The organism is Streptomyces sp. NPDC060000, from assembly GCF_042737375.1.
Classification (GTDB): domain Bacteria; phylum Actinomycetota; class Actinomycetes; order Streptomycetales; family Streptomycetaceae; genus Streptomyces.
Map to the genome: position 1 here is coordinate 65,667 of NZ_JBHWUU010000009.1, position 17,437 is coordinate 83,103.

Annotated in this window: 13 protein-coding genes and 2 pseudogenes; 8 read left to right on the forward strand and 7 right to left on the reverse strand. The window is 71.6% G+C overall.

Annotated elements, in window-relative coordinates; all coding sequences use genetic code 11:
- The first annotated feature begins 37 nt into the window (after window positions 1-37).
- The 3 genes and pseudogenes from ACFWBB_RS07580 to ACFWBB_RS07590 all read left to right on the forward strand — a co-directional run bounded on the left by ACFWBB_RS07580 (window position 38) and on the right by ACFWBB_RS07590 (window position 6,418).
- Window positions 38-1,745 (forward strand): annotated as a pseudogene (locus ACFWBB_RS07580) (hypothetical protein).
- Window positions 1,742-3,691 (forward strand): glycogen debranching N-terminal domain-containing protein, encoded by a 1,950-nt coding sequence (locus ACFWBB_RS07585; RefSeq protein WP_385268132.1) that lies wholly within the window; start codon window positions 1,742-1,744, stop codon window positions 3,689-3,691. Before ACFWBB_RS07580 ends, ACFWBB_RS07585 begins: the two are co-directional and overlap by 4 nt.
- 1,032 nt (window positions 3,692-4,723) lie before the next feature.
- Window positions 4,724-6,418, forward strand: a complete 1,695-nt coding sequence (locus tag ACFWBB_RS07590; protein WP_385268263.1) for a CDP-alcohol phosphatidyltransferase — start codon at window positions 4,724-4,726, stop codon at window positions 6,416-6,418.
- A gap of 105 nt (window positions 6,419-6,523) precedes the next feature.
- On the opposite strand, the gene dusB is transcribed toward ACFWBB_RS07590, so the two are convergent.
- Window positions 6,524-7,678, reverse strand: a complete 1,155-nt coding sequence (dusB, locus tag ACFWBB_RS07595) for a tRNA dihydrouridine synthase DusB (protein WP_385268134.1) — start codon at window positions 7,676-7,678, stop codon at window positions 6,524-6,526.
- A 165-nt stretch (window positions 7,679-7,843) separates the two neighbouring features.
- Between dusB and ACFWBB_RS07600 the strand changes: the two genes are divergently transcribed.
- Window positions 7,844-9,289, forward strand: a complete 1,446-nt coding sequence (locus ACFWBB_RS07600) for an MFS transporter (protein WP_385268136.1) — start codon at window positions 7,844-7,846, stop codon at window positions 9,287-9,289.
- Here ACFWBB_RS07600 and ACFWBB_RS07605 read toward each other — a convergent pair.
- Window positions 9,279-10,295, reverse strand: a complete 1,017-nt coding sequence (locus ACFWBB_RS07605; RefSeq protein ID WP_385268138.1) for a helix-turn-helix transcriptional regulator — start codon at window positions 10,293-10,295, stop codon at window positions 9,279-9,281. The genes ACFWBB_RS07600 and ACFWBB_RS07605 overlap by 11 nt on opposite strands.
- Window positions 10,296-10,396: 101 nt before the next feature.
- Here ACFWBB_RS07605 and ACFWBB_RS07610 point away from each other — a divergent pair, with 101 nt between their 5' ends.
- The 3 genes and pseudogenes from ACFWBB_RS07610 to ACFWBB_RS07620 form a co-directional block, all read left to right on the forward strand.
- Window positions 10,397-11,833, forward strand: a complete 1,437-nt coding sequence (locus ACFWBB_RS07610; protein ID WP_385268140.1) for an MFS transporter — start codon at window positions 10,397-10,399, stop codon at window positions 11,831-11,833.
- A gap of 114 nt (window positions 11,834-11,947) precedes the next feature.
- Window positions 11,948-12,166, forward strand: coding sequence for a hypothetical protein (locus ACFWBB_RS07615; protein ID WP_385268142.1), 219 nt, complete (start codon window positions 11,948-11,950; stop codon window positions 12,164-12,166).
- Between the two features lie 16 nt (window positions 12,167-12,182).
- Window positions 12,183-12,442 (forward strand): annotated as a pseudogene (locus ACFWBB_RS07620) (serine hydrolase); the annotation flags it as partial.
- 12 nt (window positions 12,443-12,454) lie between these two features.
- On the opposite strand, the gene ACFWBB_RS07625 reads toward ACFWBB_RS07620, so the two are convergent.
- From ACFWBB_RS07625 to ACFWBB_RS07635, 3 genes are read right to left on the reverse strand one after another with little or no spacing between them, the layout of a single operon-like run.
- Complete coding sequence (locus ACFWBB_RS07625; RefSeq protein WP_385268144.1) at window positions 12,455-13,375, reverse strand: UTP--glucose-1-phosphate uridylyltransferase; 921 nt, start codon at window positions 13,373-13,375, stop codon at window positions 12,455-12,457.
- Window positions 13,375-13,971, reverse strand: coding sequence for a TetR/AcrR family transcriptional regulator (locus tag ACFWBB_RS07630; RefSeq protein ID WP_385268146.1), 597 nt, complete (start codon window positions 13,969-13,971; stop codon window positions 13,375-13,377). The genes ACFWBB_RS07625 and ACFWBB_RS07630 overlap by 1 nt, the downstream gene beginning before the upstream one ends.
- A 25-nt stretch (window positions 13,972-13,996) precedes the next feature.
- Window positions 13,997-15,007 (reverse strand): aldo/keto reductase, encoded by a 1,011-nt coding sequence (locus tag ACFWBB_RS07635; protein ID WP_385268148.1) that lies wholly within the window; start codon window positions 15,005-15,007, stop codon window positions 13,997-13,999.
- 183 nt (window positions 15,008-15,190) lie between these two features.
- Here ACFWBB_RS07635 and ACFWBB_RS07640 point away from each other — a divergent pair, with 183 nt between their 5' ends.
- On the forward strand, window positions 15,191-16,306 hold the full coding sequence (locus tag ACFWBB_RS07640) for an endonuclease/exonuclease/phosphatase family protein (protein WP_385268150.1): 1,116 nt from the start codon (window positions 15,191-15,193) through the stop codon (window positions 16,304-16,306).
- On the opposite strand, the gene ACFWBB_RS07645 is transcribed toward ACFWBB_RS07640, so the two are convergent.
- Together ACFWBB_RS07645 and ACFWBB_RS07650 are read right to left on the reverse strand one after the other, a co-directional pair.
- Window positions 16,285-16,488: a DUF397 domain-containing protein gene (locus tag ACFWBB_RS07645; RefSeq protein ID WP_385268152.1), complete on the reverse strand. Its 204-nt coding sequence runs from the start codon at window positions 16,486-16,488 to the stop codon at window positions 16,285-16,287. The two genes, ACFWBB_RS07640 and ACFWBB_RS07645, sit on opposite strands and share 22 nt — an antisense overlap.
- A complete protein-coding gene (locus tag ACFWBB_RS07650; RefSeq protein ID WP_385268154.1) occupies window positions 16,470-17,312 on the reverse strand; it encodes a helix-turn-helix domain-containing protein in 843 nt (280 codons plus the stop codon). The genes ACFWBB_RS07645 and ACFWBB_RS07650 overlap by 19 nt, the downstream gene beginning before the upstream one ends.
- Window positions 17,313-17,437 lie beyond the last annotated feature (125 nt).

A 17,437-nucleotide genomic window follows, 5' to 3' on the forward strand; every position in this document is an offset into this window, starting at 1 on the left:
CGAACCAGTCGGCCCTGTCGTCTTCGGGGAGCCCCGAGTGGATCGCACCGCCCAGCTCATCGCCCGCCCGGCGGAGTACGCCGTTGCATACGATCCGGGTATCCCGCCGGGTCCGCCGCGCCTCGGGGCTCCGGCGCCCGGGACTCCGCATCCCGAGTCCCTGCGCCGCAGGGCGGTGAACGTACTGGCGGGCAACTGGACCGGGACGTCGACGGTTCCCTCACCCGGTCTGTACCCGCACCAGTGGTCCTGGGACTCGGCGTTCATCGCCATCGGCCTGCGGCACGTCTCACCGCGCCGGGCGCAGACGGAGCTGGAGACGCTGCTGGACGCCCAGTGGGGCGACGGGCGCATCCCGCACATCGTGTTCAACCCCTCCGTGCCGCTCGACGCGTATTTCCCGAGCCCCGACTTCTGGCGTTCCTCGACCGCGGGGCGCGCTGCGGGCGCCCCGCGCACCGTACAGACCTCCGGCATCGTGCAGCCACCGGTGCACGCGCTCGCGGCCTGGCTGGTGCACTGCGCCGACCCGGGGCTCTCCCGCGCCCGCGGCTTTCTCACCCGGATGTATCCCCGGCTGGCCGCCTGGCACCGCTATCTGCTGCACCGGCGCGACCTGGGCGGCGGCGGGCTGGTGTCGGTCGTCCATCCGTGGGAGCAGGGCATGGACAACGCGCCCGGCTGGGACGCGCCGCTCTCCCGGGTCACCCCGGCCCCGGCCCGCTCCTTCCGGCGCGCCGACCTCGACCACGGGGCCCCCGAGGACCGTCCGACAGACTTGGACTACGGGCGGTACGTACGGCTGGCCACGGAGTACCGGGACGGCGGATACCGGGACGGCGGGGTGCGGGACGGCGGGGTGCGTGGCGGCGGGGTGCGTGGCGGCGGAGTGCGCGACGGCGGGCACCTGGGCGGGCGCGGTGAGCATCTGGACGGGCGCGGTGGGCACCAGGACGGGCGCGGTGGGGGTGGTCATGGCGTCGGGGGTGCGGAGTTCGCCGTCGAGGATCCCTCCTTCAACGCGCTGCTCATCGCCTCCGAGCACGCGCTCGCGCGGATCGCGTACGAGCTGGGGGCGACCGGCTCGGCCCGCCACGCGCGCGCGGAGCGGTTGACGGCGGCGCTCGTCGAGCGGCTGTGGGATCCGGCGGAGGGCATGTTCTTCTGCCGGGACCTGCGCGGCGGGAACCCGGAGCCGGACCCGGACCCGGGGCCCCCCCCCCCGGCCGGCCGGCGGCCTGATCCCCGAGCGCGGCGTCTCCGGTCTCGTCCCCCTCCTCCTGCCCGGCCTCCCGCGCGAGGTGGCCGCCGCTCTCGTACGGACCCTGCGCGGCCCGCACTTCGGCCTGGGCACCGCCACCCGCCTCGCGCCCAGCTACGACCTGCTCGGCGAGGCCTTCGACCCGCACCGCTACTGGCGCGGCCCGGCCTGGTTCAACACGAGCTGGCTGCTCGAGCGGGGTCTCAGACTGCACGGTGCCCAGGCCGACGCGGACGCGCTGCGCCGGGCCGTCCTGGACATCGCGGACAGCTCGGACTTCGCGGAGTACGTCGACCCGTACACCGGCGAGGCCTGCGGCGCGACCGGCTTCAGCTGGACCGCCGCGCTCACGCTCGACCTGCTGCACGACGACACCACGTCAGGCACGACGTCGGACACCACGTCAGGCACGGGTGTCATGGCCGGCCCGGACATCACGGCCGGCACGGGTATCACGGCTCTCAAGGGAGGGGACCGGGTATGACGGACCGGCATCATCTGCTCGTGTACGGCGGGACGTTCGCCGCCGTGGGCGACCGCGGGGACATCAGCGGCGTAGGGGGCTCCGGGGCGGCCGCCGGATCCCCCGAGGGCTTGTTCGTCCGGGACGCCCGGCACCTCAGCCGCTGGCAGCTGACGGTCGACGGCGCCGTGCCGGAGGTGCTCTCGCCGGTCGCGGACGGGGACACCACACGGTGCGTGCTCGTCCCGCGCGGCGGCCGCAACGAGCCGCCTTCTTGCACGCTCTTCCGTGAACAGGCCGTCGGCGACAGCTCGTTCGTGGAGTCACTGCGGGTCGTCAGCAACCGGCCGGTGCCGACGACGGTCCGCCTGGCGGTCACCGCCGACGCCGACTTCACCGACCAGTTCGAACTGCGCTCCGACCACCGGACGTACGCGAAGGCCGGGGCCGTCCGGCGCCGCCAGGTCCTGGACGACGGCGTGGAGTTCACCTACCGGCGCGGTGAGTGGAAGTCCTGTACGACGGTGACGGCCGAGCCCGTGCCGGACGGCGTCGAGGAGACCGGCACCGGCGCCCGCCGTCTGGTGTGGAAGCTCGAACTCGAGCCGCACGGCTCCGCCGAGCTGACCCTGCGGGTGATGGCCCGGCCGCACGGGGAGAAGCGGACCCTGCGGGTGCCCCGCTCGCCGGCCTCGGTGACCGGGCAACTCCTGACGCAGGAAGACGCGTTCGCGCAGGGGGTGGCCTTCCCGACCGGCTGGCCCGAGCTGGCCGCCGCTTGTGCGCGCGGGCTCGCGGACCTGGCATCGCTCCAGGTCCAGGCGACCGGTCCGGACGGCGAGGAGCTGCGCGTCCCGGCGGCGGGCGTCCCCTGGTTCCTGACCCTGCTGGGCCGCGACGCCCTGCTCACCTCCCTCTTCGTCCTCCCCTATCACCCCCGTCCGGCCGCCGCCACGCTCCTCGCGCTCGCCGCGGCCCAGGCCACCGAGACCGGCCCGGAGTCGGTGGCCCAGCCCGGCAAGATCGTGCACGAGGTGCGGCACGGCGAACTCGCCCACTTCGGGCAGGTCCCGTACGGCCGTTACTACGGCTCGGTGGACGCGACCCCGCTGTTCCTCGTCCTCCTCGGCGCATATGCCGAGCAGACCGGTGACGCGGCGCTGGCCCGCCGACTGGAGCCGAACGCCCGCGCGGCGGTCGGCTGGATGCTGGACCACGGCGGTCTCACCTCCCGCGGCTACCTGGTCTACCGGGCCGATCAGGGCGGTCTGGCCAACCAGAACTGGAAGGACTCCCCCGGCGCCATCTGCTCCGCGGACGGCGCCCGCGCGACCGGAGCGGTGATGGCGGCGGGGGCCCAGGGCTACGCGTACGACGCGCTGCGCCGCACGGCGTGGCTGGCGCGCACCGTGTGGGAGGACGAGAAGTACGCGGCCCTGCTGGAACAGGCGGCCTCCGACCTGCGGGACCGGTTCCAGCGGGACTTCTGGATGCGGGACCGTTCGTTCCCGGCGCTCGCCCTGGACGGCGAGGGCCGCCAGGTCGACGCGCTCGCCTCGGACGCCGGGCATCTGCTCTGGTCGGGCCTGCTGGACAAGGAGTACGGGGAGGCCGTCGGCCGGCGCCTGCTCGAGCCGGACTTCTTCTCCGGCTGGGGCGTGCGCACGCTGGCGTCCGGGCAGCCGGCGTACCACCCGCTCTCCTACCACCGCGGTTCGGTCTGGCCGCACGACAACGCGCTGATCACGCTGGGCCTCGCCCGCTACGGCCTGCACGACGAGGCCCGTACGGTCGCCCACGCGCTGGTCGACGCGGCGACGGCGACCGGTCACCGCCTCCCGGAGGTCCTCGCGGGATACGGCCGCGACACCCACGCGGAACCGGTACCGTACCCGCACGCGTGTGTACGGGAGTCCCGTTCGGCGGCGGCCCCCTTGGCACTGCTCACGGCGGTCGGCGGCGCGTAGCCATCCCCGGTCCGGCCCCGGTCCCGCCCTGCTCCGGCCCTGGTCGGGCCCCGGTCGGGCTGCTTGGCGTGGCGTTTGCGTGGTGTTTGCCGAGCGCTGGCCGAGGGGGGCTGAACGCGAGCCGAGAACAGGCCGTACGAAACTGTGGCGGATCCGACCCATGTCGGATCCGCCGAACCGCCGGGCTTCGTACGGAAGGACCCCCGGGTGCCTGTCTCCACTCGCTCATCCCAGCCGCCTGCACCGAAAGACCCCGAGGACGACGCCGTGACGACCACGCAGCCGGAGACCCCGTCGGCACAGACCCAGGCGAAGGAGAGTCCGTCGGCCGAGGTCCTGGCGACGAAGAGCCCGACGGCCAAGGCCCCGGCGACTAGGAGCCCGACGGCGGAGAGCCCCTCGGACGAGACCCCGCCGGCCGAGGCCTCGATGGCAGGAGCCCCCACGACGGGAAGCCCGTCGACGGAGCCTCCGACGGCAGAAACCTCGACGACGGAAGCCCCGGCGAAGGCAAGCCCCTCGGCCGAGGCCCCAACGGCAGACGCCTCGACGGCGAAGTCCCCGACGGCAGACGCCCCCGCGGAAGAGAACCCGCCGACGGAAGCCCCCGCGAAGGCAAGCCCCTCCGCTGAGGCCCCGACGGCGGAAGCCCCCGCGGAGGAGAGCCCGGCGGCGGAGGCCGCGACGGCAGAAACCCCCTCGGGCGACGACCCGGCGGCCCAGACCCCGGACGCCGAAGGCGAGACGAGCGAGGCGGGGGCGGTCGGCACTGTCGGCGCGACCGGCGCGACCGGCGCGACCGGCGCGGGCGAGGCGACCGGAGCCACCGCCACGACCGGTGCCACCGCCACAACCGCCACGACCGACACGACTGGTGCAGCCCACGAGAGCAGGGCAACCGGGGAAAGCAAGGCAACCGGCGAAAGCGGGACATCGGGCGGAGGCGGGGCAACCGGCGAGACCGGTACGGGCGGCGAGGACAGCGGGTCCCACGAGGACGGCGGGTCCGGTGGCGGCGGGTCCGGTGGGGCTGTGCCCCGGGGGCTGCGGGCTCGGGTCGCGTACTGGCGGGACTGGCGGAGTCGGCATCCCCGGGCCGCCCGGGTGGTGTGGTGGACGGCGACCGTCGTCTCGCTCGTGCTCGTGCTCGGGGCCTTGTTGCTGCCGAATCGTCTCTTCGCACTCCACGCGAGCCGTTTCCTGCGGCTGCCGGTTGAGGCGATCATCGGCGCGGCCGTGCTGCTGGCGCTGCCGCGCAGGCCCCGGGTGGCGCTGGCGGCGCTGGCCGGAACGGCCCTCGGCGCGCTGACCATACTGAACGTGCTCGACATGCAGTTCGTGGAGTACCTGGGCCGCGACTTCAACCTCGTCCTGGACTGGACCCTGCTGAGCGACGCGCAGTCGTACGTGGCGGACTCGTTGGGCGGGGCCGTCGCCCTCGCCGCGTCGATCGGGCTCGCTCTGCTCGTCGTACTGATCATGGCCGTCATGGCGCTGGCGACGGTCCGGCTGAGCGGCCTCCTGGCGCGGGACACCCGGCGGGCGACCCGGGGCACGCTGATCGCCGGCACCGCGTGGATCACCTGCTCCGTGCTCGGTATCCAGATCGCCGGGGGTCCCATCGCCTCCGACCGGGTCGCGGGCACGGTCGCCTCCGAGGCCAGGCGGGTGCGGGACACCCTCAAGGACGAGGCCGCGTTCGGAAAGGTGGCCCGCAGCGACACGTTCGGGGCCACCCCGGCCGACCAGCTCGTGCCGGACCTGCGCGGCAAGGACGTCATCTTCACCTTCATCGAGAGCTACGGCCGCAGCGCCATCGAGGACCCGGGCATGGCCCCGGGCGTCGACCGGACCCTCGACAGCAGCACCCAGGCGCTGACGAAGGCCGGCTTCAGCGCGAAGAGCGGCTGGCTGACCTCGGCGACGTACGGCGGCAGCAGCTGGCTCGGTCACTCGACCACCCTGTCGGGCCTGTGGGTGGACACCCAGCAGCGCTACCGCACGGTCATGGCCAGCGACCACCTGTCCCTGACCAAGGCGTTCCAGAAGTCCGGCGCCTGGGACACGGTCGGCATCATGCCGGGTGTGCAGAAGGGCTGGCCGGAGGCGAAGTTCTACGGTCTGGACAAGGTCTACGACGCCTTCCAGATGGGTTACCAGGGGCCGAAGTTCAGCTGGTCGACCATGCCCGACCAGTACGCCCTGGAGGCGTTCCAGCGGCTGGAGCACGGCCGCACCGACCGCGACAAGCCGCTGATGTCGGAGATCATCCTGACCTCGAGCCACCAGCCCTGGGCGCCGATCCCGAAGATGGTCGACTGGGACCGGCTCGGCGACGGCTCGGTGTTCAAGGGCATCGAGGCGGCCGGCCAGAAGGCGTCCGACGTCATCGCCGACTCCGCCAAGTCCAAGACGGAGTACGGCAAGTCGATCCAGTACTCGGTGACCGCGCTCACCCAGTGGCTGGAGCGCTACGGCACCGACGACACCGTGCTGGTCTTCCTCGGCGACCACCAGCCCATCTCCCGGGTCAGCGGCAACAACGCCAGCCGGGACGTGCCGATCTCGGTCGTCGCCAAGGACCCGAAGGTCCTTGACAAGATCGCCTCCTGGAACTGGACCGACGGCCTGCGACCGGCCCACAACGCCCCGGTGTGGAAGATGAGTTCGTTCCGCGACAAGTTCCTGACGGCGTACGGTTCGACCCCGCACCCGTCGAAGGGCTGAACACCCGACACTCGACACCAGGGCACCCGGGCACCCCGACGCTGAGCACCCGACTCCCTGATGCTCGGCGGCTGAGCACCCGACTCCCGGGTGCTCGGCGGCGCCTCAGCCGCCGGAGGTGTCCAGCTCCGCGTCCTCGCTGATGCCCGCGCAGTCGTACGGGTCCTTCAGCCAGCCGTCCGGCAGCACGACCCTGTTGTTGCCGGAGGTGCGGCCGCGGGGGCCGTCGGCGCCGGTGGGCCAGGGCTGGTCGAGGTCCAGCTCGTCGAGACCGGCACGGAGTTCGGCGAGGGACGAGGTGATGGCCAGTCGCTTGCGCATCTCGGATCCGACGGCGAAGCCCTTGAGGTACCAGGCGACGTGCTTGCGGAAGTCGATGACCCCGCGCGGCTCGTCGCCGATCCACTCGCCGAGCAGCGTGGCGTGCCGGACCATCACCTCGGCGACCTCGCGCAGGGACGGGCGGGCGATGGCCTCCGTCCGGCCCTCGAAGGCGGCCACGAGGTCGGCGAACAGCCACGGCCTGCCGAGGCAGCCACGGCCGACGACCACGCCGTCGCAGCCCGTCTCGCGCACCATGCGCAGCGCTTCCTCGGCCGACCAGATGTCGCCGTTGCCGAGGACGGGGATCTCCGGGACGTGTTCCTTCAGGCGGGCGATCGCCTCCCAGTCGGCGGTGCCGCCGTAGTGCTGGGCGGCGGTGCGTCCGTGCAGCGCGATCGCGGTGACGCCCTCCTCGACGGCGATGCGGCCGGCGTCGAGGTAGGTGATGTGGTCGTCGTCGATGCCCTTGCGCATCTTCATCGTCACCGGGAGGTCGCCGGCCCCGCTCACCGCCTCCCGCACGATCGCCCGCAGCAGGTGGCGCTTGTAGGGGAGCGCGGAGCCGCCGCCCTTGCGGGTCACCTTGGGGACCGGGCAGCCGAAGTTGAGGTCGATGTGGTCGGCGAGGCCCTCCTCCGCGATCATGCGGACGGCCTTGCCGACGGTGGCCGGGTCGACGCCGTACAGCTGGATCGAGCGCGGCTTCTCGGTCGCGTCGAAGTGGATCAGCTGCATGGTCTTCTCGTTGCGTTCGACCAGCGCCCGGGTCGTGATCATCTCGCTCACGAACAGGCCCTTGCCTCCGCTGAACTCCCGGCACAGGGTCCGGAAGGGAGCGTTGGTGATCCCGGCCATGGGGGCCAGGATCACCGGCGGGGTGACGGTGTGCGGGCCGATCCGGAGGGTCGAGTGCTGCGTGGGCGCGGTCGTGGGCATCCACCCATTGTCACGCATCGGGCGACGTGCCCGGCCGCACATTTCCCCGACCGCCCCCGGCCGTCCATGGTGGCCTCCGACCGCCCGTGACGGGCACGGCCACCGGCAGACCATGTAGTGACCATTAGTTAGGCGCACTATTGATATCGGCGTACGATGGAACGCATGCCCGAGCTCAGCCCTCGCCGACGTCTCCTGATCCTCGCGATCTGCTGTATGAGCCTGCTGATCGTGAGCCTCGACGTCACCGTTCTCAATGTCGCCCTGCCCGCGATGCAGAGCGATCTGCACGCCTCCACCGCCGGCCTCCAGTGGACGATCGACGCGTACACGCTCGTGCTGGCCGTGCTGCTGATGCTCGCGGGATCGACCGCCGACCGGATCGGCCGCAAGAAGGTCTTCATGGCCGGGCTGGTCGTGTTCGCGCTCGGCTCGCTGCTGTGCTCGCTCGCTCCGAACCTGGACCTGCTGATCGTGGCCCGGATGGTGCAGGCGGTCGGCGGTTCGATGCTGAACCCGGTCGCCATGTCGATCATCACCAACACGTTCACCGACCCGCGCGAGCGGGCCCGGGCGATCGGGGTGTGGGGCGCGGTCGTGGGCATCTCGATGGCCGCGGGCCCGCTGCTGGGCGGCCTTCTGGTGGAGTCCGTCGGCTGGCGGTCCATCTTCTGGATCAACCTGCCGGTCGGCCTGGTGGCCCTGCTGGCGACCATGCGCCACGTCCCCGAGTCCCGCGCGCCCGAGCCCCGCCGCCCCGACCCGGTCGGCCAGCTGCTGGTCATCGCCCTCTTCGGGCCCCTCACCTACGCGATCATCCAGGCGCCGGAGGCGGGCGCGTCGGTCAGCGCCCCCTTCGCGGCGGTGGCCCTTGCCGCTCTGATCGGCCTGGTCCGGTACGAACGTCGACGCGTCGAGCCCCTCATCGACCTGCGCTTCTTCGGCTCGGCACCGTTCAGCGGGGCGACCGTGGTGGCGGTCAGCGCGTTCGCCGCGCTGGGCGGGTTCCTGTTCCTGTCCACGCTGTACCTCCAGAACGTCCGGGGCCTCGACGCCCTGCACGCCGGGCTGTGGATGCTGCCCATGGCCGTACCGACGTTCCTGTGCGCCCCGCTGTCCGGGCGGCTGGTCGGCAGCCGGGGACCACGGCTGCCGCTGCTGATCTCGGGCGCCGCGATCACGACGAGCGGGCTGCTGTTCGCCGTGTTCGAGGCGGAGACCTCCGACGTGACGCTGTTCCTCGGGTACGTGCTGTTCGGCGTGGGCTTCGGCTTCGTGAACGCGCCGATCACGAACACGGCGGTGTCGGGCATGCCGCGCGGTCAGGCGGGGGTCGCGGCGGCGGTCGCCTCCACCAGCCGCCAGCTGGGCCACACCCTGGGCGTCGCGGTGATCGGCGCCGTCCTGGCGGCGGGCGTGAGCGCCTCGGCCTACCGGGACACCTTCGTCTCCGCCTCCGTCCCCGGCTGGTGGATCCTCGCGGGCTGCGGCCTCGTCGTCCTCGTCCTGGGCGCCGTGACCACCGGGGCATGGGCACGGCGGACGGCGGAGCGGACCGCCGAGCGGCTGGAGGCCCCGGAGATCCAGGAAGCGACGAGCGTCAGCGCCTGAGCCCGCTCTCGGCGGTCCTGGTGGAAGTGGAAGGGGAAAGCGGCTGCTTGGCGAACGCGTACAGCTTCTCCAGCCCCTCCCGTGACGCCTCGTCCACCGGTGTGTACGTCACCAGGCGCGCCCCGAGTTCCGGGCTCAGCCAGAGGTCGGTGTGGGTGAGGTCGAGGCGGCCGACGTGCGGGTTGCGGAACTGTTTGGTCTTGCTGCGGGTCGCGACGACCTCGTAACGCTCCCAGTTCTCGCGGAACTCCGTGGACTCCGACTGAAGCCGCTTGACCAGCATCTTCCAGGCGGGCTCGGTGAGATGGCCGGCCATGGAGGCGCGGAGCTTCGCGGCCATCAGACGCATGCTCTCGTCGAGGTGGACGATCGACTCGCGCCACTGCGGGTCGGTGTGGATGAGGATCATGCAGTTGCGGTCCTCGGGCGGGATCGCGTCGAGGTCGCAGAGCAGATGGGCGTAGGTGCGGTTGTAGGCCAGGATGTCGTAGCGGCTGTTCTGGACGCAGGCGGGCAACGGGTCGAGCTGGTCGAGCATCTCGCGTACGGCGTCGGTGACCCCGGTGCACGACGAGGCGGGGGTCGGGTCGGTCGCGGCGGCGAGCTGGAAGAGGTGGGCCCGTTCGCCCGGGTCCAGCAGCAGCGTGCGGGCGAGGGCGTCCAGGACCTGGACCGAGACCTGGATGTCCCGGGACTGTTCGAGCCAGGTGTACCAGGTGACGCCCACCGCCGAGAGATGGGCGACCTCCTCGCGGCGCAGCCCCGGGGTGCGGCGGCGCGCTCCGCGCGGGAGACCGACCTGCTCGGGCGTGATCCGCTCACGGCGGCTGCGCAGGAAGGCGGCCAGTTCATGACGCCGGATCTCCGAACCACCCGCCGTCACGCCCGGTGTCGTGCCCGCCGTCACGCCCGGTGTCGTGCCCGCCGTGACGCCCGGTGTCGTGCCCGCCGTGACGCTCGCCACCCGCTGGGCCGTCGTCGTCGCCCGCTGGGCCATCGTCGTCATGCCTCCAGCCTGCCGCCATCCGGATCCTGTTGCCAGGTAGTGCTTCTACCAGGATAAGGAGACTCTGGTACCCGTCTGAGGAGCGGCGCAGGCTCGGCAGCGTGACCCAGACAACCACGACCACCCTCCCGCAGGGCGCCCGCGCCCCGGCACCGGCCCACTCCCTCGGCCCGCTCGGGCTGTTCACCGTGCTGCTCGCCGCGGCACTCCCCCTGATCGACTTCTTCATCGTCAACGTCGCCCTGCCCTCCATGGGCCGGGACCTCGCCGCGAGCGAGTCCGTCCTCGAACTCGTCGTCGCCGGGTACGGGCTCGCGTACGCCGTGCTGCTGGTGCTGGGCGGCCGGCTCGGCGACCTGTTCGGCCGGCGTCGGCTCTTCCTCGGCGGCATGGCCGCCTTCGGTCTGACCTCGCTGGCCTGCGGCCTCGCCCCCGACGCGTGGTCGCTGGTCGCGGCGCGGGTCGCGCAGGGCGCGGCGGCCGCCGCGATGGTTCCTCAGGTGCTCGCCACCATCCAGTCGTCCACCGAGGGGCCGCGTCGCGCCAAGGCGATGAGCCTGTACGGCGCGACCGCCGGGCTGTCCATGGTGGCGGGCCAGATCCTGGGCGGTGTACTGGTCGCCGCGGACCTCGCAGGCAGCGGCTGGCGGTCCGTGTTCCTCGTGAACGTCCCCGTCGTGGTCGTCGGGCTCGTCCTCGCCGTCAAGGCCGTCCCGGAGACGCGTTCGCAGCACCCGGAGCCCGTGGACGGACCCGGCACCGTGCTCCTCGCCGCCGCCCTGCTGACGTTGCTCGCCCCGCTCACGGAGGGCCGGGCGGCGGGCTGGCCGCTGTGGACGTGGCTGTCGCTGGCCGCGTTTCCACTGGTGGCGGGCGCGTTCATCGCGGTGGAGCGGCGGGCCGACCGGCAGGGCCGTACCCCGCTGGTGCCGCCGAGCCTGTTCGCGCTCACCCCGCTGCGGCGCGGTCTGACGCTCATGGTGCCTTTCTCGATCGGCTTCAGCGGCTTCATGTTCGTCATCGCCGTGGCGTTGCAGAGCGGGGCGGGACTCGGCCCGGTGCCGGCCGGTCTCGCGCTCGCGCCGATGGCCCTGGCGTTCTTCCTCGTCTCGCTGGCCGGACCCCGGCTGGTGGCACGGTTCGGCTCCCGGGTGGTCACGGCGGGCGCGGTGCTCCAGGGCCTGGGCGTCGTCCTCCTCCTGCTGACCGTGCGCGCCGACTGGCCGGACATCGGTTTCGTCCAGCTGCTGCCGGGCGCGGCGGTCGCCGGTGCGGGGCAGGCGCTCCAACTGCCCGTCGTGATGCGGATCGTGATGTCCGAGGTGCCGCCGGCCCGCGCGGGCGTCGGCAGCGGTGTGATGGTGACCACCCAGCAGGCCTCGCTGGCGCTGGGCGTGGCCACCCTCGGCACCCTCTTCCTCTCCCTGGTCCCGGGGATGGGCATGCGGAACGCCCTGGTCACCACGCTGGCCGTGCAGTTGGGCGGGGTCCTCGTGACGGGACTGCTGAGCCTGCGGCTGCCGCGCAAGGTGGGGTGACGCGGGCCTCCCCGGCCGGGCCCGGGCACGGCTCGGTCAACTCGGCAGGCGGAAAGCCCTGTTGATGTTGGTAATGCTGCACACTCCTTGCTGGCCGGGATATCGGGAGGCGTCGTGCTGGAGATCAACACGAGCAAGGTGAGCCGCTGGGACCAGCACGGGCGGGAACATGTCGTCAGGGTGCGGCGCGCGGGCGTGCAGCGGACGATCAGTTGTGAGACCTGCGGCTGGCGCAAGGGGGCGCAGTTCCTGCCCTGGCTGAAGGCGGAGGAACACCTCACCGAGGCGCACCAGGCGACGGTGGACCCCACCAAGGGCCGCGAGTCGCGATGACTTTCGGCGGGCCCGAAACCTCACGGTGGAGCTGCGGGAGTTGGAATCGCTCTTCCTGGAGGTCCAGGGCCAGGGCTGGGGCTGGGGCGGCGGGGTCGACGTCTCCCCCGTCGACCCTGGAACGTCCCCGGCCGCTACGGCTGAGTCGGCGGCACGGGGACGACGGCACACATCGTCCCGCAGACGGGCAGGGTGACGATCCTGCTCACGCAGGTGGCGATGACGAACCCGACCCCGACCCTGCTGGTGCGGGACTTCTGGCGGTGCACGGCGGGAATCCGAGGGTGCTCACCCACCTGCTCGGCGCCCTGCGTCTTTGGCGTCGAGGTCGCTGACCAGTCCCCGGAGTACGGGGCCGTATTCGGGGTGGGCCAGGGCGTGGGCCAGTTGGGCTACGAGGTAGTCGGCCGGGTTGCCGGTGTCGTACCAGCGGCCCTGGATGACCTGGCCGTAGACCGCGCGGCCATGGGCGTAGGCGTTGATGGCGTCGGTCAGGTAGATCTCACCGGTCCGGTGCTCGTACCAGCGGCGGGTCTGCTCGCGCAGTTCGTCGATGATGCCGGGGGTGATGACATAGCCGCCGATGGCCGCGTACGACGACGGCGCCAGGCCCGGGTCGGGTTTCTCGACCAGGCCGGTGATGCGCAGGGTCCCGTCGCCGAGGTCCTCCTTGACGACGGGAACGCCGTAGCGCTGGGAGTCGGCGGGGTCCATCGGCAGCAGGGCCAGCACGGGGCAGCCGGTCTGCTCGTAGGCGCGGATCAGCTGCTGGGCGCGGGGCGTCTCGGCGACGAAGACGTCGTCGGGCCACAGCACCAGGACCGGCTCGTCGCCGAAGGAACGGGCGGCGTTCAGCACCGGGGTGCCGTTGCCGTACGGGCCGCGCTGGTCCAGATAGGTGATGTGACCCCTGCGGGCCAGCTCCTCCACCTCCTGGACGGCGTCCGCGTAGGCGGCCTTGCCGTCGGCGCGAAGCTGCTCGACGAGGGCGGGGTTGGGACGGAAGTGGTCCTGGATCAGACTCTTGCCGCCGGAGACGACGATGGTGATGTCGGTGATGCCCGAGTCCACCAGCTCGCGCACGGTGTGTTCGATCACCGGCTTGTCCCCGACCGGGAGCATCTCCTTGGGGATCGCCTTGGTGAGGGGCAGCAGCCGGGAGCCGAGCCCGGCGGCGGGGATGACGGCGCGGCGGATCGTCGGCGACATCAGACCGCTCCACGAAGCCCGCGCAGCAGCAGGTCCACCAGCGCCGTGAAGTCCTCCTGGGCGCCCGGCCGCTCCCACACCCGGTGGTAGCCGGGGTCGTGGAAGCGGCCGGTGGCCTGGAAGACGGCGGCGGCGGCGGTCCCCGGGTCGGCGGCCGTGAAGGCGCCGGCCGCTATTCCCGCCTCGACGATCCGGGTCAGCTGGCCGGTCAGGTCGGCGAGGTGCTCGTCGACCACTTCGCCGGTCTCCCCGGTCAGCACCATGTACGTGGCGAACAGCTCGGGGTCGTCGCCGGCCTTGCGCCGCTTGGCCTCGAAGAGCGCCGCGAGCCAGTCGCGCAGCCGGGTCTCCGGGGCGCGTGCCTCGTCGGCGGTGATGGCGGACAGGGTCTCGGACGTACGGTCCAGCCACCGCTTCGTGACCGCCGCGCGCAGCGCCGCCTTCGTCCGGAAGTGCCGGTAGACGCTGCCGTGACTGACGCCGAGCGCACGGGCCACGTCGACCACGGTGGCCTTGGCCGGGCCGTGGCGGCGCAGCACGTCCTCGGTCGCCTCGAGGATGCGCTCGGCGGTCAGGGTCTCGGTGGTCGGTGACATGTTCAGACCGTACCTGGAGCGGAGCTCAGCGCTCGCTGTCGAGGTGGGCCATCGCGGCGGCCGAGTAGCGCTCACCGGCGGCCGCGTCGGCCGGGACGGCGTCCTCGATCGCGGCGAGGTCGGCGGCGTCCAGTACGACGTCCAGCGCGCCCAGCGACTCCGCGAGCCGCTCCCTGGTCCGGGCGCCGATCAGCGGCACGATGTCCTCGCCCTGGGCCAGCACCCAGGCGATCGCGATCTGCGCGACGGAGACGCCCTTCTGCTCGGCGATCTTCCGCAGCGCCTCCACCAGGTTCAGGTTGTGCTGGAGGTTGTCGCCCTGGAAGCGGGGCGAGTGGGCCCGGAAGTCGTTCGCGGCGAGCTTGCGGTCGGCGGTGAAGTGCCCGGAGATCAGCCCGCGCGACAGCACGCCGTACGCCGTGATGGAGATCCCCAGCTCCCGGGTGACCGGCAGGATCGACCTCTCGATGCCGCGCGAGATCAGCGCGTACTCGATCTGGAGGTCGGCGATCGGCGCGGTGGCGGCGGCCTTGCGGATCGTCTCGGCGCCGACCTCACTGAGGCCGATGTGCCGGACGTACCCCTTCTCGACCAGTTCGGCGATCGCGCCGACCGTCTCCTCGATCGGTACGTCGGGGTCGAGCCGGGCGACGCGGTAGACGTCGATGTGGTCGACGCCAAGGCGCTGGAGGGAGTAGGCGGCGAAGTTCTTCACGGCTCCCGGGCGGCCGTCGTAGCCGCTCCAGCCGCCGTCCGGGTCGCGCAGGGCGCCGAACTTCACGCTGATCCGCGCCTGTTCGCGACGGGCGGCGGGAGCGGAGCGGAGGGCTTCGCCGATGAGCAGCTCGTTGTGGCCCATGCCGTAGAAGTCGCCGGTGTCCAGCAGCGTCACGCCCGCCTCCAGGGCAGCGTGGATCGTCGCGATCCCCTCGGCCCGGTCGGCGTCGCCGTACAGCGCGGACATGCCCATGCAGCCGAGGCCGAGGGCGGAGACCTGGGGACCGGTGGTACCGAGGGAACGTGTTCGCATCGTCATGCACACCAGCCTCGCATGACGGATGACAGATTTCAACATCTGTCATCCGTCATCTGTCATCTGCCATTCGTCCGGTCGACGGGATGGGTACTCCGAGGACAATGGGAGATGTCGGTGCGCAGTCACCTCGGCGGCGCCTGCCACCGGCCGAGCGGCCCTTCCGCGCCGCCATGGAGGCCTGCCATGAGCATCCGCATCGGCACGTTCAACATGGAGAACCTCTTCCGCCGCCCCACGGCCTTCCGCCTCACGGACCCGGCCGAGCGCAAGGAGATCCTCGACGATTTCGCCGCCCTGGTCACCCTCCTCGACCTGCTCGCGTACCGGGACGAGGACAAGGCCGAGATCGCCCGGCTCATCGAGAAGCACCGGGCGTACGACACCGATCCGAAGAACCCGCCGCCGTCGATCTTCATCAACCAGTCCCGGCCGGGTAAGGACTCCGGGCTGTTCAAGACGTCCGGGTCGGGAAAGAACACCAAGGTCGAGGTCACCGCCAAGGGCCGTGCCTCGTGGTCCGGTTGGGCCGAACTGGGGCAGGACGACCTCGACCTGGACGTGGTGCGCAACACCGGCCGGGTGGTCTCGGAGGTCGACGCGGACATCCTGCTCACCGTGGAGGTCGAGGACCGGCTCACCCTGGAGCGCTTCAACACGCAGGTACTGGCCGGGGCGCTCGGCAGGCGGCCGTACCCCTACGCGCTACTGATCGACGGCAACGACAGCCGGGGCATCGACATCGGGATTCTCAGCCGGCACCCGATCACGTCCGTCCGGTCCCACATCTTCGACACCCACCCCGAACGTCCCGACCAGCGCCTCTTCAGCCGCGACTGCCCCGAGTTCGAGATCCGGCTCAACGGGACGCCCCTGGTGATGCTCGGCAACCACCTGAAGAGCAAGTTCCACGACGACCCGGAGCTGCGGCTGGCCCAGGCGAAGCGCGTCGCGGAGATCTACCGGGCCGCGCTGGAGCGCACCCCGCACGTCATCGTCGCGGGAGACCTCAACGACGACCCGGACAGCGACTCGGCTACGGTCCTCCGGGACACCGGGCTGCGGGACGTGATGAGTCACCACGCCTACCGCGGCCTCCCCGGCACGCACGGGGAGTGCAAGAGCGAGCGGGACAAGCTCGACTATCTGCTGCTCTCGCCCGAGCTGTGGCCCGAGGTGCAGCACGTCGGCCTGGAGACCCGTGGCATCTTCGAGAACGGCATCAAGTCCTTCGACACCGTGACCTCGAAACTGAACGCGGCCTCGGACCACGCGGCGCTCTACATGGACGTCGACCTGTAAGCACCGACGAAGTGGCCCCAGGCCACCGGACCGAACGCCAGCACACCCCGGCCCGGGTCCTTGCTGTCCCGGACCGGGACGAGGGAGGGGTGGTGGTCGGCGACTTCGAGGCACTCGCCGCCGCTTGAGTTGCTGTAGGAGCTCTTGCGCCAAGTGACACTGCTCAGGTCGATGGCCCGCACGGCACTTCCTCCAACATCCGCAAGATGAACGTCCGCGACTCGGCCGGGTTCAGCGCCAGGTCACGTACCGAATCATAAGTGCGGTGCAGGCCCTCAACCCTGCTTGATTCCTCGATGAGTTCACCCCTCAGATCGTTTTCGGTGTAGGCCACGGTCCGCCCTTCCGCAAGGCGAAGGAACATCATGGCGCTGCCGTCCAGGGCATGCAGGCCCTTGCCGAACGGCAGCACGTGGATGGTGATGGCGGGACGCTCCGCCGCCGCCACCAAGTACTCCAACTGCTGCCGCCACTCACCCGGGTCGCGCAGTGTGTTACGCAGTACCGCCTCGGAAAGGATCGCGCGGAACGGTGGCGCGTCAGGTTCCTCGAGCACCTTCCGTCGACCGACGCGGGCCTCGACCTGCTGCTCCAGTTCGTCGTCCTTGAGACCGCCCGCCGCGAGCGCCTCCCGCGCGTATCCAGGCGTCTGGAGCAACCCCGGCGGCCTGCTCACGCTGTAGTGCCACAGGCCCACCGCCTCAGCCTCCAGCGACATGTACCGCCGGTACTGCTCCATGAACTGCGAGGTGTCGGAGACCGCCAACTCCCAGAGCGCAAGCAACAACCCCGGCGTCCCGTAGTACTGGTCGAGCGCCTGGGCGACCTCCGGGCTGCCCAGCGTGCGCCCTGTCTCCAGCTTCCCGAATTGGGACGGATCCCAGCCGACGACCTCCGCCAGCTTTTGCAGGCTCACGCGCTTCTCGTGCCGCAGAAACCGCAACTCCTCCGCGAACCGTTGCCGCGGTTCCTGGCTACGGCCCGTGATCACCCGCCTCGGCGGCATCGCACTCTCCCTCTGGAATTTATGGAACTAACGCCGCCAGACATCGAAGAACCCCACGTCAACGGCGCGTCGGCCCCGCCGAGAGGCCATTCTGTCGACGACCCCCACAACCCAGAGTAGCCCAA